General features: G+C 62.4%; 12 protein-coding genes. 4 read left to right on the forward strand and 8 right to left on the reverse strand.

Annotation, left to right across the window (positions count from 1 at the left end):
• Positions 1 to 31: 31 nt before the first annotated feature.
• The 4 genes from JYP46_RS04345 to JYP46_RS04360 all read left to right on the forward strand — a co-directional run bounded on the left by JYP46_RS04345 (position 32) and on the right by JYP46_RS04360 (position 4115).
• A complete protein-coding gene (locus JYP46_RS04345; protein ID WP_113154692.1) occupies positions 32 to 391 on the forward strand; it encodes an ArsR/SmtB family transcription factor in 360 nt (119 codons plus the stop codon).
• Positions 381 to 2258 carry an ABCB family ABC transporter ATP-binding protein/permease gene (locus tag JYP46_RS04350; RefSeq protein WP_206547370.1) on the forward strand — a complete coding sequence of 626 codons (1878 nt, stop codon included), beginning with the start codon at positions 381 to 383 and terminating at the stop codon, positions 2256 to 2258. Before JYP46_RS04345 ends, JYP46_RS04350 begins: the two co-directional genes overlap by 11 nt.
• A gap of 325 nt (positions 2259 to 2583) precedes the next feature.
• Entirely contained in the window at positions 2584 to 3282 is a 699-nt protein-coding gene (locus JYP46_RS04355) for a phosphatidylserine decarboxylase (RefSeq protein WP_206547371.1), read from the forward strand.
• Positions 3282 to 4115, forward strand: a complete 834-nt coding sequence (locus tag JYP46_RS04360) for a CDP-alcohol phosphatidyltransferase family protein (RefSeq protein ID WP_206546629.1) — start codon at positions 3282 to 3284, stop codon at positions 4113 to 4115. Before JYP46_RS04355 ends, JYP46_RS04360 begins: the two co-directional genes overlap by 1 nt.
• A gap of 172 nt (positions 4116 to 4287) precedes the next feature.
• Here the strand turns inward: JYP46_RS04360 and JYP46_RS04365 are convergent, their stop codons facing one another.
• The 8 genes from JYP46_RS04365 to JYP46_RS04400 form a co-directional block, all read right to left on the reverse strand.
• Positions 4288 to 4953, reverse strand: coding sequence for a 1-acyl-sn-glycerol-3-phosphate acyltransferase (locus JYP46_RS04365; protein WP_206547372.1), 666 nt, complete (start codon positions 4951 to 4953; stop codon positions 4288 to 4290).
• 208 nt (positions 4954 to 5161) lie between these two features.
• A complete protein-coding gene (locus JYP46_RS04370; RefSeq protein ID WP_113154697.1) occupies positions 5162 to 5911 on the reverse strand; it encodes an SDR family NAD(P)-dependent oxidoreductase in 750 nt (249 codons plus the stop codon).
• Positions 5908 to 7383: an amidophosphoribosyltransferase gene (gene purF, locus JYP46_RS04375; RefSeq protein ID WP_206546631.1), complete on the reverse strand. Its 1476-nt coding sequence runs from the start codon at positions 7381 to 7383 to the stop codon at positions 5908 to 5910. The genes JYP46_RS04370 and purF overlap by 4 nt, the downstream gene beginning before the upstream one ends.
• Positions 7384 to 7425: 42 nt before the next feature.
• A complete protein-coding gene (locus JYP46_RS04380; RefSeq protein WP_113154699.1) occupies positions 7426 to 7965 on the reverse strand; it encodes a CvpA family protein in 540 nt (179 codons plus the stop codon).
• A gap of 99 nt (positions 7966 to 8064) precedes the next feature.
• Positions 8065 to 9453, reverse strand: a complete 1389-nt coding sequence (gene radA, locus JYP46_RS04385) for a DNA repair protein RadA (protein WP_113154700.1) — start codon at positions 9451 to 9453, stop codon at positions 8065 to 8067.
• The gene (alr, locus tag JYP46_RS04390) at positions 9453 to 10628 is read right to left on the reverse strand and encodes an alanine racemase (protein ID WP_206547373.1); all 1176 of its coding nucleotides are present in this window, start codon (positions 10626 to 10628) and stop codon (positions 9453 to 9455) included. Before alr ends, radA begins: the two co-directional genes overlap by 1 nt.
• Positions 10629 to 10635: 7 nt before the next feature.
• A complete protein-coding gene (locus JYP46_RS04395; protein WP_113154702.1) occupies positions 10636 to 12126 on the reverse strand; it encodes a replicative DNA helicase in 1491 nt (496 codons plus the stop codon).
• A 258-nt stretch (positions 12127 to 12384) separates the two neighbouring features.
• Positions 12385 to 13644, reverse strand: coding sequence for an SAM-dependent methyltransferase (locus JYP46_RS04400; protein WP_206547374.1), 1260 nt, complete (start codon positions 13642 to 13644; stop codon positions 12385 to 12387).
• Between the last annotated feature and the right edge of the window lie 77 nt (positions 13645 to 13721).

The following is a 13721-nucleotide window of genomic DNA, read 5'->3' on the forward strand; positions in this document are numbered from 1 at the left end:
TATATCGCCGATTAACGATGAAAGGTTTGCCATGGCACGCGCCCTGTCGGATGAATGTTGCCCGCACCAGAAGCTGGTGCAGGGCTTCAATGCCCTGTCTCACCCTGCGCGGATCAAGATCCTCAAACACCTGTCGGGGTTTGACGCCTGCTGCTGCAAGGAAGTGGTGCAGCATCTGGATCTCGCCCAGTCCACGGTTTCCCAGCATCTGAAGGTGCTGGTGGAGGCGGGGCTGGTGCAGGTGCGACCGGAGCGTCAGAGCTCCCGCTATGAGGTCGATACCGAAGCGCTTGCCAGCCTTTCCGAAGCTTTGTCGCTGTTGACGCAAACCTGCGTCGACGCGAAAGAAAACAAGAAGTTACGGCTGGAGGCCGAAGCGAATGAGCAATAAGACCGTATCCGCGGAAGGCTCCACCCTCGAGACATTGCGCAATCTCTGGCCCTATATGTGGCCGAGCGACCGGGCGGATCTGAAACGGCGCGTGGTGATCGCGGCCTTCTTCCTGGTGCTGGCGAAGATCATCCTGGTTTTCGTGCCTTATTTCTACAAATGGGCGACCAACACGCTGTCGGGCGAGGGCACAGCGCCGGCTTTCCTGCCGGCCATGCTGGCCGGGCCGATCATGCTGGTCGTTGCCTATAACGTGGTGCGGGTTGTCCAGCTTGGCTTCAACCAGCTGCGCGATGCGCTGTTTGCACGTGTCGGGCAGCATGCTGTCCGGCAGCTTGCCCACCGCACCTTCGTGCACATGCACAATCTCTCGCTGCGCTTTCATCTGGAGCGCCGCACGGGCGGCCTGTCGCGCATCATCGAGCGCGGCACCAAGGGCATCGACACGATTGTCCGCTTCACGATCCTGAACACGATCCCGACGCTGCTGGAATTCGTGCTGGCGGCGGGCATCTTCGCCTTCGCCTATGGCTGGATCTACGTGGCAATCGTCGCTGTCACCGTCTGGCTCTACACCTGGTTCACGGTGAAGGCAAGCGACTGGCGGATCGGCATTCGCCGGCAGATGAACGATTCCGACACGGAAGCCAACACCAAGGCAATCGACTCGCTGCTCAACTTCGAGACCGTCAAATATTTCAACAATGAGGCCATGGAGGCCCGCCGCTTCGACCGTTCCATGGAGCGTTATGAGGATGCGGCGACCCGCACCTGGACCTCGCTTGGCTGGCTGAACTTCGGGCAGGGCGTCATTCTGGGGCTCGGCATGACGGCGGCCATGGGGCTTTCTGCCTATGAGGTGATGCAGGGTACGCAGACCGTGGGCGATTTCGTCTTCATCAACGCCATGCTGATGCAGCTCTCCATCCCGCTTAACTTCATCGGCTTCGTCTATCGCGAAATCCGTCAGGGCCTGACCGACATCGAGCAGATGTTCGACCTGCTCGATGTGAGCGCGGAAGTGACCGACAAGCCGGATGCAAGGCCGCTCGAGGTCGATCAGGGCACGGTCCGTTTCCACGATGTGCGCTTTTCCTACGATCCCGAGCGTCCGATCCTCAAGGGCGTCGATTTCGAGATCCCGGCTGGCAACACCGTTGCCGTTGTCGGGCCCTCGGGCGCCGGAAAGTCGACCATCTCGCGCCTTCTTTTCCGCTTCTATGACGCGCAGAGCGGCGAGATCACCATTGATGGTCAGAACGTCAAGGATGTGACGCAGAAGAGCCTGCGTGCGGCCATCGGCATGGTTCCGCAGGACACGGTCCTGTTCAACGACACGATCGCCTACAACATCCGGTATGGCCGGCCAGACGCCACGGACGAAGAGGTGCGCAAGGCTGCCGAGATGGCGCAGATCGGGGCTTTCATTGAAAGCCTGCCGGAAGGCTATGACACGATGGTCGGTGAGCGCGGGCTGAAGCTCTCGGGCGGCGAGAAGCAGCGCGTCGCGATTGCGCGCACCATCCTCAAGGCCCCGCCCATTCTGCTGCTCGATGAGGCGACCTCTGCGCTCGACACGCATACGGAGCAGGAAATCCAGGCCGCGCTCGACACGGTCAGCCGTGGGCGCACCACGCTGGTCATCGCGCACCGCCTGTCCACCGTCATCAATGCCGACGAGATCATCGTGCTCAAGGGCGGCGAAATCGCCGAACGCGGCCGCCATCTCGCACTGCTTGATGCGGGCGGTCTCTATGCCGAGATGTGGAACCGTCAGCGCGAGGCCACGGAAGCCGAAGAGGCCCTGCGCAAGGCGCGCGAAACGGACGAGATGGGCGTGGTCGTGCGCCGCGAGCCTGCCTACTGACGGACCGGTGGATTGTTTCGGGTTCGACTGGATGTCGGACCCGGAAAATCATCCGAAACAAGAACTTGTCGGCGGATATACTGGTTCCGACATTTGCCTTCATTGCCCTCGCATTGCACATGCAGGTGTTGGAAACCAACCGCTGATCAGGCCAGATCGCCGTGCGTCAGTTCGGACGCACAAAGGACGATCTAAATTATTGATGGAGCATCGGATTAACCGAAAACCGGTTTCCACTTTTCGGTCCGATGCTCTAACGCGTTGCGGGACAACCCGGATTCCGTTACGAAGGCCGCTACTTCATTCGATTTGAAAGTGGCCTTTCATGAGCCTTGTTGACACGATCCGCAAAACCTTCGTGCCGATACACCGGGAGGGGTATCCCTTTATCGCGGCCTTTGCCGGCGCCACCATCATTCTCGGCTTTATCTGGGAACCGCTGTTCTGGATCGGCCTGATCCTGACCGCCTGGTGCGTGTATTTCTATCGTGACCCCGAGCGCGTAACGCCCGTCGACGACGACCTGGTCATCGCGCCCGCCGATGGCGTCATTTCCTTTGTCGGCCCCGCCGTTCCGCCCGCCGAACTCGGCATGGGCGAAGGGGAGATGACCCGCATCTCCGTCTTCATGAATGTCTTTTCCTGCCACATCAACCGCGCGCCGGTGCGCGGCCGCATCTCGCTGATCGAGCATCGGCCGGGCCGCTTCCTCAATGCCGAGCTCGACAAGGCCAGCGCCGAGAACGAGCGCAATGGCCTCGTGATCGAAAGCCCGCATGGCCCGATCCCGGTGGTGCAGATTGCCGGTCTCGTGGCGCGGCGCATCGTGTGCTGGGCGGAAGCGCCGGGCGAGATCGCCGTGGGGGAGCGCTTCGGCCTGATCCGCTTCGGGTCACGCGTTGATGTCTATCTGCCGGCAGGAGCCGTTCCGCGCGTCGCCATCGGCCAGACCTCCGTTGGCGGCGAGACCGTTCTTGCAGCGTTCGACAGCGAATTGAAACAGCCCATCGTGCGGGTTTCCTGATGGCCGGGCCCTTTCCACCATTTGAGCCGCACGGCGGGGGCGGGCCGAAGCTGAGTGAAATTCCACTGCGCATGCTGGTGCCGAACGTGATTACCGTTCTGGCCATCTGCGCAGGGCTTTCGGGCATCCGGCTCGCCTTTGAGGGGCGGGTCGAGATCGCCGTTGTGATGGTCCTCATCGCCGCGTTTCTGGACGCTGTGGACGGGCGTGTTGCGCGCATGCTCAAGGCGTCGTCCAATTTCGGCGCGCAGATGGATTCGCTGGCCGACATCGTCAATTTCGGTGTTGCGCCGCCGCTGGTGCTTTATGCCTATGTGCTGGATCAGGCGGGCGCGCTCGGCTGGATTGCGGCGCTGCTCTTCGCCATCGCGTGCTGCCTGCGTCTTGCCCGCTTCAACGTGATGCTGGATGATCCGAACCGTCCTGCATGGCACACGGACTATTTCGTCGGCGTGCCGGCTCCGGCCGGGGCGGCACTGGTTCTGTTACCCGTTTATCTGGGCTTTCTCGGCATCGCGCCGGACATGACCATGGCGCTTGCAGCCTCTGCCTACACGGTGCTGATCGGCTTCCTGCTCGTCAGCCGCCTGCCGGTCTATTCCGGAAAAAGCTCCGGCAGCCGCGTCCCGCGTGAATATGTGCTGCCGCTGATTCTGGGACTTGCGCTCTATGTGCTGCTTCTGACGAGCTATACTTGGCTCACGCTGACGGTTTCCGCCGGCTGCTACCTGATCTTCCTCATCTTCAGCATGCGCGCCTATTCGCGTCGTGCCGAACGGGAAGAGCAGAAGGCTGCGGAAGCCGCTGCCAAGGCAGAAGACAAGGAGACGTAAGGCTGGCGGGCCTTGCGCTCGCCAGACATCCGCTCAGAGCAATTCCAGGAAAAGCGGAAACGCTCCAAGTGCGGAAAGGTGGGGGATCGGTTGGGAAGGCGTTCCGTGAAGCGCTGAACCGCCCCAGAGCATTTCACGTCCCTTTGGAGCGTTTTGCGCGGGGCTTCGGCCCTCACTCGTCGGCTGCTGCCGCCGGCGCACCGCGCACTTCGATCATCCGTTCAAACAGGGCTTCGGAAGCACGCATGTTCTCGCGCGACGAACGCGCAATCAGTTCCTCGATTGTCATCGGTTCCAGCGTGCGCACGTGGCGCGCAGGCACAAACCCGCGCCGTTCCATATAGACGGGAACCACCCGGGCCTCGGCCTTCAGCGCGATGCGGGCTACGGCGCGGAACAGGCGGAAGGTCTTGGTGTCGGGATTGACGTCGTTGGGCATGTAGACGGCGAGGCGGCCATTGCCGCGCAGGCGGCGCACCAGCCGCCGGCTCACAAACACATGATGTGCGTTAAAGGCAATGGTGCGGGCAAGCGCGCGCCACGGCTCCAGAAACGGAGACTTTGCGGAAAACTCATCCAGAATGTGCAGTGTGTCGTCGGGCAGGAGAGCGAGCATGGCCGCCGGGTCGAGGCTCGACTGATGCCACACCACATAGATCACCGGAGTATCCGCCTTGCGCGCCGTATCGACCCCGCGGTCGCTGATGCGCAGAAGGAGCTTCAGCGGCGCGTGCAGGGCCGCCTGGTGGAAGCTGACGCCGCGTCGATACTGAACGATGGCTGCCATCGCCGCCCACAGGGCAACAATGAGCAGAACAAGCTCTATGATCAGAATCATGCCGCGTCTCCCAATCGCCGGGGCTCAGGCCGATTGGCGAGAGCGCGCCAGCACTATGATCTACGTTCTGGTTGCATCGCCGGTCGTCGGCGGAACCTGCCGTAGCCCCTCGTGGCGCGGCGTCTTCGTCCGCTGCCGCGTTGAAAGGTAACGAAAGGGGCTGGCAGGTCAATCGCGAAGGCCGGCTGCAGGGCAACCGGCCCATGTCTCATTCCGGCATCTGGTAGCGCGTAAAGGCGTTTTTCTTTACGTCGAAGATCAGGCCGGTCTCGGTCAGCTCGGGGCTGGCGAGCGGCAGGATCTTTGCCGCGACCTCGGAAGGATGGGGCAGGGTGTCGGGATCTTCGCCCGGCATTGCCTGTGCGCGCATGGCGGTGCGGGTTGCGCCCGGATTCACCGCATTGATGCGCAGCGGCATGTTCTTGGTCTCATCCGCCCAGGAGCGCGCCATGGCCTCCACGGCGGCCTTGGAAGCCGCATAGGGGCCCCAGAACGCGCGTGCGGAGTGTGCCGCACCCGAAGACATGATGATCGCACGGCCCGCGTCAGAGGCGCGCAGAAGCGGGTCTACGGAGCGGATAAGCCGCCAGGTCGCGGTGACGTTGATGTTCATCACCTTTTCGAAGACCTTGGCCTCCACATGGCCTAGCGGGGCGATGACGCCCAGAATGCCGGCATTGGCGACCATGATGTCGAGCTTGCCCCAGCGTTCGTGGATCGCGCCGCCAATGCGGTCGATGCCGGCCATGTCCGTCAGGTCCAGAGGCACGAGCGTGGCTTCGCCGCCCTGCGCCTTGATCTCGTCATCGAGTTCTTCGAGGCCGCCCACGGTGCGGGCCACGGCAATCACATGAGCCCCGCAGGCCGCCATTTCCTTCGCGAGAAAATAGCCGATGCCGCGCGAAGCGCCGGTGACCAGCGCAAGCCGGCCGCTTAAATCAGGTTTCTTGTATGTCATTGACCGCCTGCTGCGAGGAGAGAAAGCGTGCGCACATTGTCCGTGCTGTCGTGATCGGTCAACCGCGTCGGATAGTCCTTGGTGAAGCAGGCGTCGCAATATTGCGGCTGCTCGGCGTTGCGCGCTGCCTCGCCGACGGCGCGGTAAAGCCCGTCAATGGTCAGGAAGGCGAGCGAGTCGACACGGATGAAGTCGGCCATTTCCTCGACCGACATGCGCGAGGCGAGGAGTTTTGAGGCTTCCGGCGTGTCGACGCCATAGAAGCAGGGCGAGCGCGTGGGCGGGGAGGCGATGCGCATATGCACTTCGGCTGCGCCGGCGTCGCGCACCATCTGCACGATCTTCTGGCTGGTGGTGCCGCGCACGATGGAGTCATCCACCAGCACCACGCGCTTGCCTTCGATGCAGAGGCGGTTCGCATTGTGCTTCAGCTTCACACCCATATGGCGGATGGAATCGGTCGGCTGGATGAAGGTGCGGCCCACATAGTGGTTGCGGATGATGCCCAGCTCGAACGGCAGATTGGCCGCCTGTGCGTAGCCAATGGCCGCCGGCGTTCCCGAATCGGGAACCGGAACAACGATGTCGGCATCCACCGGCATCTCGCGGGCAAGCTCCGCACCGATTTCCTTGCGCACCTCATAGACATTGCGTCCCTCGACAAGCGAGTCGGGCCGCGCAAAGTAGACATATTCGAAGATGCAGAAGCGGGGCTTCTCCTTGACCTCGAAGGGGAAGTGGCTTTCCACGCCCTTCTCGGTCACGACGATCATTTCGCCGGGCTTCACGTCGCGCACGAAGCGCGCGCCGATGATGTCGAGCGCACAGGTCTCCGAGGCCAGAATGTAGGCCCCGTCGAGATCGCCCAGAACCAGCGGGCGGATGCCCAGCGGATCGCGGCAGCCGATCATCTTCTTGGAGGTCAGCGCGACGATGGAGAAGGCGCCCTCGATCTGCTGCACCGCATCGATGAAGCGGGCATTGATGTCCTGCTCCTTGCTGGTGGCGACGAGGTGAAGAACGGTCTCCGTGTCCGATGTGGACGAGAAGATCGAGCCTTCCTTCTGCAGCTTGCGCTGCACGGTCATGGCGTTGGTGATGTTGCCGTTATGGGCAACGGCAAGGCCGCCATCGGAGAGCTCGGCGAAGAAGGGCTGCACGTTGCGCAGGCCCGAACCGCCGGTCGTCGCGTAACGGGTGTGCCCGATGGCGCGGCTGCCATGCAGCCGGTCGAGCACGGACTGTTTCGTGAACGTGTCGCCGATCAGGCCGATATGGCGTTCGACGTGGAACTGGGTGCCGTCGAAGGAGACGATACCCGCCGCTTCCTGACCGCGATGCTGCAAGGCATGCAGGCCAAGCGTGACGATCGCGGCCGCATCACTGCGACCGAAAATGCCGAACACGCCGCATTCGTCGTGAAAATGGTCGTCCGCTTCGCCTGCGAGAGGCAAATTGTCTTCCAATGCCATTTCTGGCCGCCCTTTCATTGTGACACAGACGGCCCGTGACCGTCAGTTAGCGGTTTCACCTTCGCCGGACACACCGTTGGACAGGCGATCGAAAACCGAGTTGTCCGGATCGTCCGGAAGCAGGCTCTGAATCCACTGGCCCACACCGTCCAGCAGGGGACGGGACTTTGCTTCCGTAACCCATTCCGGCGGGTTTGCACCCATCAGCCAGTTGAGGAACAGAAGCGCCACGGCAACCACCAGGATACCGCGTGCGGCGCCATAGAGAAAGCCGAGCGTGCGATCGAGCGCGCCGATGCGCGAATCGATGATGAAGTCCGCGATCTTCATCGTGATGATCGTCACCACGATCAGCGCCACGAAAAACACCGCCGCAGCCGCAACCGCGAGCGCCAGCATCTCGTTGCTGATATAGGGCGCCACATAGGGCAAAACCAGCGGATGCAGGTAGTAAGCCGCGATGGCTGCCGCAACCCAGGAGGCGATGGACAGCACTTCGCGCGAGAAACCGCGCACCATGGCCAGCATGGCCGAAACAAGCGTGAAGCCGACAAGAATTCCGTCAAGCAACGTGATTGGCATTGTCACCCCTACTCCTTTGGCAGTTAGGATGCCCCCGCAAGGTCATGATTGTTGTCTTCCGGGCCACTGTCCGCCAATCGATCCGTTCATACCGTCCCGCTAGGCCGCCTTGGCGCCCGCGATGCGGGCAACCAGTTCGGCAAGCGCTTCGGGCCGCGCCGACCGTGCTGCGATGGCACCCGATCCGTCCTCGTTGCCCGGCGGCATGACCGCTTGGGCGAAACCGAGCTTTTCGGCTTCCTTGAGACGGCTCGCTGCATGCGCAACGGGTCTGACAGCGCCCGAAAGGCTGATTTCGCCGAAATAGACGCAATCGGCTGGCAGGGCAAGCCCGGTGAGGGAGGAGACCAGTGCCGCAGCCACCGCCAGATCGGCCGCCGGCTCCGAAATCCGGTAGCCACCGGCCACATTCAGATAGACATCATGGGTTGCAAAGCGCACCCCGCAATGCGCCTCGAGAACGGCCAAGACCATGGAAAGTCTGGCGGAATCCCATCCCACCACCGCGCGGCGCGGCGTGCCGAGCGGCGAGGGGGCGACAAGCGCCTGGATTTCCACAAGAACCGGTCGCGTGCCCTCCATCCCGGCGAAGACGGCAGCGCCCGGAGCGGCCGCGCTGCGCTCGCCCAGAAAGAGTTCGGACGGGTTGGAGACTTCGCGCAGCCCCTTGTCGCCCATCTCGAACACGCCGATTTCGTCGGTCGGGCCGAAACGGTTCTTCACCGTGCGCAGGATGCGGTAGTGATGGCCGCCTTCGCCCTCGAAATAGAGAACGCCATCCACCATGTGCTCCACCACGCGGGGGCCGGCGATCTGGCCTTCCTTGGTCACGTGCCCGACGAGCACGACAGCTGCGCCGGTGGATTTTGCATAGCGGATCATGGCCTGCGCCGAGGCGCGCACCTGTGTCACGGTGCCGGGGGCTGAATCGGCCATGTCCGTCCACAGGGTCTGGATCGAATCCAGAATGACGAGATCGGGCCGTTTCCCGTCCTCGATGGTCGCCAGAATGTCTTCCACATTGGTCTCGGCGGCCAGTTCCACGGGCTGCTGCGCCACATGAAGACGCTGCGCGCGCAGACGGATCTGCGCCACCGCTTCTTCGCCCGACACGTAGACGATGCGGTGGCCGCGCTCGGCGAGGGCGGCTGCTGCCTGTGTCAGAAGGGTGGATTTGCCGATGCCCGGATCGCCGCCGACCAGCAGCGCCGAGCCGCGCACGAAGCCGCCGCCGGTCACCCGGTCAAGCTCACCTATGCCGGTGGTGATGCGCGGTGCATCCTCGATGTCGCCGGAAAGCGTGGTGAGCGCCACGGCGCGTCCCTTGCGGGCCTTGCGCGAGGCGGCCTGCGGGCCGGAACCGATGCCGCTCGACGTGCCTTCCTCGACCAGCGTGTTCCACGCGCCGCATCCGTCGCATTTGCCGGCCCAGCGCGCATGCACCGTGCCGCAGTTCTGGCAGATGAACTGGACGCGTGCGCGGGCCATCAGATGCGGTCCCCGCCGTGTACGTAATGCCGCTCATAGCGGCGGCCGAGCGAGGTCAGCAGCTCATAGGAAATCGTGCCGCAGGCCATTGCCACGTCGTCGACGGGCATGTTGTGGCCGATGAGCTCGATGAAGTCGCCCACCTGCAGCGCATCGGGACCGAGATCGGTCACGTCGAACAGGGTGAGGTCCATGGTGATGCGGCCGATCACCGGCACGCGCTCGCCATCCACAAAGCCGCATGCGCCCTGAGGCACCGCGTTGCGCAGCGGCACGCCCGCACCAGAGCCGGAGCGATGGTAGCCATCGGCATAGCCGGTTGCGGTGACCGCCAGAAGCGTGTCGCGGGTTACAGGTGTCGCACCGTAGCTGACCGTGCCGCCGGCGGGCACCTGACGCAGTTGCGCAATGCGCGCCTGAACCGTGGCCACGGGCTGCATCGGATTTTCCGTATCGTTTACGGGATTGCTACCGTAAAGCGACACGCCCGGGCGCGTCACATCGCACAGGAATTCCCCGCCCAGAAAGATGCCGGCGGAGTTCGCCAGACTTGATTCTGCATCTGGGAAAAGTGCGCAAAGCGCCTGAAATGATTCCAGTTGTTGCCGGTTCATCGGATGGTCCGGCGTGTCGGCGCAGGCGAGGTGGCTGAGGATCAGCCGGGGCGTCAGCGCTCCGGTCAGGGCGTTCTCCTGCGCCAGAATGCGGGTTCGCTCCGGCGTCAGGCCGAGCCGGTTCATGCCCGTCTCCACATGCAGCGCACAGGGGCGTGGCGTGTCGCCATCATCCCAGCCATGGGCTTCCCAGATCGCCAGATCCGTCTGCGAGTTGAGCACCGGGATGAGACGCCCTTCGCGGTAGAAGGAAGCTGCCTCGGGGCTGAACAGTCCGTTGAAGACATAGATCTCGGCATCGGGCGCGGCAGCCCGCACGGCAAGACCCTCTTCGGGCAGGGCGACGAAGAACTTTCGGCAGCCCTCGGCGACCAGCGCTGCGACCACCGGACCTGCGCCCAGCCCATAGGCGTCGGCCTTCACCACGGCGGCTGCTTCCGCCGGGGTCGAGCGTTCGGCCATCTGCCGGTAATTGGCGACCAGAGCATCCAGGTCGACTGTCAGGCGGCCACCGGCAACGCGGGGGTCTGCGCCGCGCATCTGCGGATCGATTGAAGTCATGTCTTTACTACTCAAAACGTTCGGGCATCCGATCTTCTTCGGCAAGATCGGAGAAGCGGGTGAATTCGCCGTGGAACGCGAGCTGAACCGTGCCTGTCGGACCGTGACGCTGCTTGGCGATGATGACCTCGGCCTTGCCGCGCACCTCGTTCATCTCGGCTTCCCACTGCATGTACTCTTCGGTGCCGGGCTTCGGCTCCTTGTTCTTCAGATAGTACTCGTCACGATAAACGAACAGAACCACGTCGGCGTCCTGCTCGATCGAGCCCGATTCACGAAGGTCGGCGAGCTGCGGGCGCTTGTCGTCACGCGCTTCCACCTGACGGGAGAGCTGTGACAGCGCGATGATCGGCGTCGAAAGCTCCTTGGCCAGCGCCTTCAGGCCGGTGGTGATTTCGGTGATTTCCTGCACGCGGTTCTGCGAGTTCTTGGAAGAACCCTGCATCAGCTGCACATAGTCGATGATGATGATGTCGAGGCCGCGCTGGCGCTTCAGACGGCGCGCACGGGCAGCAAGCTGGGCGATGGAAATACCACCCGTCTGGTCGATGAAGAGCGGGATCTTCTGCATCGTCTGGGCGCAGGCCACAAGCTTCTCGAAATCGGTCTCGGTGATCTCACCGCGGCGGATCTTGGAGGAGGGGATTTCGGTCTGCTCGGAAATGATACGCGTGGCGAGCTGTTCGGACGACATTTCGAGCGAGAAGAAGCCGACCACGCCGCCATTGGCAGCCGCAAAGGAGCCGTCGGCCTGCTGCTCAGGCTCATAGGCCGCAGCAATGTTGAAGGCGATGTTGGTCACAAGCGACGTCTTACCCATGGCAGGACGTCCGGCGAGGATAATAAGGTCAGAGGGCTGCAGTCCGCCCATGCGCCCGTCGAGGTCGCGCAGGCCCGTCGAAATGCCCGAAAGGTGGCCGTCACGCATGAAGGCAGCATTGGCCATGTCCACGGCGGTCTTGGTCGCATCGCCGAAGCTCTCGAAGCCGCCATCGTAGCGGCCGGTCTCGGCCAGTTCGAAGAGGCGTCGCTCGGCGTCCTCGATCTGCTTGTTGGGCGCCATGTCCACCGGCGCGTCATAGGCGATGTTGACCATGTCTTCGCCGACCGTGATCAGCGAACGCCGGACCGCCAGATCGTAGATGGCGCGGCCATAGTCGGAAGCGTTGATGATCGTCACGGCTTCGGCCGCCAGACGCGCAAGATACTGCGCCACGGTCAGTTCGCCGACTTTCTCCTCGGCAGGGAGAAACGTCTTGATGGTGACGGGGTTGGCCGTCTTGCCCATGCGGATCAGATCGCCGGCGACCTCGAAGATGTTGCGGTGAAGCGGCTCATAGAAATGCTCCGCTTTCAGAAAGTCCGAGACACGGTAAAGGGCATCATTGTTGACCAGGATTGCGCCCAGCAATGCCTGCTCTGCCTCAATGTTGTTCGGTGCTTCGCGATAAAGCTTTGTTTCCGCTGTTTCGAGCTTGCGGACTGCCGCCTCTGCCATCTGAGCTCTTCCGGTGTTTCAGTGTCACTTGGCCCGGACAGACGCAATGTGAAACGTCCAGGCTACCCCAGTCATATCTCCTAGACGCTGCAGGCTTTGAGGATAAGAGGCGGGAGGCGGATCAAGTTAGCAACCCCCGCAACCCCCGTAATCCACCGCCAGTCGCGACATGAAAACCACAGCGTCCAGAAATGCCATCCATATTAGATGATTCGCTTGACAGCCACGCATCTATCTTTGGGACGGGAGAGGCGCTTTTTACTCCGCTGCCTGCTTGAATTTTCCGGGCCGCTTGCCATTGGGGTTCGCAAGCCGCTTCTCCGTCTCTCCGATATAGTCGCGGGTCACCGGCAGCGTTTCCCGCCTCTTGGTCAGCTGGATCTGGAACACCACCATTTCCTGCCAGCGGAATGAGGCCTCGGAGCCTGCCAGGTAGAATTCCCACATTCTGGCGAAGCGCTCGTCATAAATCTCCACCGCCCTGGCGCGGTTCTTCTGAAAACGCTCCTGCCAGTGCTTCAGCGTATCCGCATAGTGAATGCGCAGGATCTCCACATCGGTCACGATCAGCCCCGACTTCTCGATCGGGGGGAGCATTTCCGAAAGGGCGGGAATGTAGCCGCCCGGGAAGATGTATTTGCGGATGAAGGCATTGGTGATCGAAGGGCCGGTCGACCGGCCGATCGTGTGCAGAAGCATCACGCCATCATCGGCCAGAAGCCGCGCACACTGGTCGAAATAGGTGCGGTAATGGTTGATGCCCACATGTTCGAACATGCCGACCGAGACAATCCGGTCGAACGGACCCGTCAGCGAGCGATAATCGACGATCTCGAACCGGGCCTTGTCTGCAAGCCCCGCTTCCCGTGCGCGCGCGCTCGAAACCCGGTGCTGTTCTTCTGAAAGCGTTACGCCAAGGAGCTGCGCGTCGAACTGGCGGGCAATGTCGAGACCGAGACCACCCCAGCCAGACCCTATGTCCAGCACCCGGTGGCCGGGCTGTAGCGCGAGCTTCGCCATGATGTGGCGCTTCTTGGCGCGTTGCGCCTCTTCCAGAGAAACGTCCGGCGTCTCGAAATAGGCGCAGGAATACTGCATGTCCTCATCGAGGAAGAGGCGGTAGAGCTCTTCGGAAAGATCGTAATGCCGCCGCACATTGCGCCTGGAGCGCGCCTGTGTGTTGAATTGATGCAGACGCCGCAACGGGTAGCGAAGCATCTCGCCCAGCCTGAGCAGGAAAGGCTGGGTCTGCGTCTCATCCATATTGGTGTAGACTATTTGCAGAAAGGTCAGGATATCGCCTTCGACGATATCCACGTCGCCTTCCATGTATCGCTCCGGCACGGCAAGCATGGGGTCGAGCGCCATGGCGCGCTCTGCCGCCGCTGTGCGAATAACGATATGGACGGGACACCCTGTCCCGTCACCGAAGACATGCGTTTTGCCGGCCGCGTCGGTTATTGAAAGCGTGCCTTTGCGGACCAGGCGAAAAACGAATTTCTCAAGCAACCAGTTCATCGCAACACCCCCAAAAGTCTCGGGAGGGTGTGATTATGAAACAATTTTATGAGGATTGAAAAGGGCCAGACCTCATC

This window comes from Nitratireductor aquimarinus, assembly GCF_017255295.1.
GTDB classification, from domain to species: Bacteria; Pseudomonadota; Alphaproteobacteria; order Rhizobiales; family Rhizobiaceae; genus Nitratireductor; species Nitratireductor aquimarinus.

Excerpts from the sequence above, each read along its gene's own strand:
- JYP46_RS04345 (WP_113154692.1), top strand. The coding sequence starts at position 32 with ATGGCACGCGCCCTGTCGGATGAATGTTGCCCGCACCAGAAGCTGGTG.
- JYP46_RS04350 (WP_206547370.1), top strand. The coding sequence starts at position 381 with ATGAGCAATAAGACCGTATCCGCGGAAGGCTCCACCCTCGAGACATTG.
- JYP46_RS04355 (WP_206547371.1), top strand. The coding sequence starts at position 2,584 with ATGAGCCTTGTTGACACGATCCGCAAAACCTTCGTGCCGATACACCGG.
- JYP46_RS04360 (WP_206546629.1), top strand. The coding sequence starts at position 3,282 with ATGGCCGGGCCCTTTCCACCATTTGAGCCGCACGGCGGGGGCGGGCCG.
- JYP46_RS04365 (WP_206547372.1), bottom strand. The coding sequence starts at position 4,953 with ATGATTCTGATCATAGAGCTTGTTCTGCTCATTGTTGCCCTGTGGGCG.
- JYP46_RS04370 (WP_113154697.1), bottom strand. The coding sequence starts at position 5,911 with ATGACATACAAGAAACCTGATTTAAGCGGCCGGCTTGCGCTGGTCACC.
- purF (WP_206546631.1), bottom strand. The coding sequence starts at position 7,383 with ATGGCATTGGAAGACAATTTGCCTCTCGCAGGCGAAGCGGACGACCAT.
- JYP46_RS04380 (WP_113154699.1), bottom strand. The coding sequence starts at position 7,965 with ATGCCAATCACGTTGCTTGACGGAATTCTTGTCGGCTTCACGCTTGTT.
- radA (WP_113154700.1), bottom strand. The coding sequence starts at position 9,453 with ATGGCCCGCGCACGCGTCCAGTTCATCTGCCAGAACTGCGGCACGGTG.
- alr (WP_206547373.1), bottom strand. The coding sequence starts at position 10,628 with ATGACTTCAATCGATCCGCAGATGCGCGGCGCAGACCCCCGCGTTGCC.
- JYP46_RS04395 (WP_113154702.1), bottom strand. The coding sequence starts at position 12,126 with ATGGCAGAGGCGGCAGTCCGCAAGCTCGAAACAGCGGAAACAAAGCTT.
- JYP46_RS04400 (WP_206547374.1), bottom strand. The coding sequence starts at position 13,644 with ATGAACTGGTTGCTTGAGAAATTCGTTTTTCGCCTGGTCCGCAAAGGC.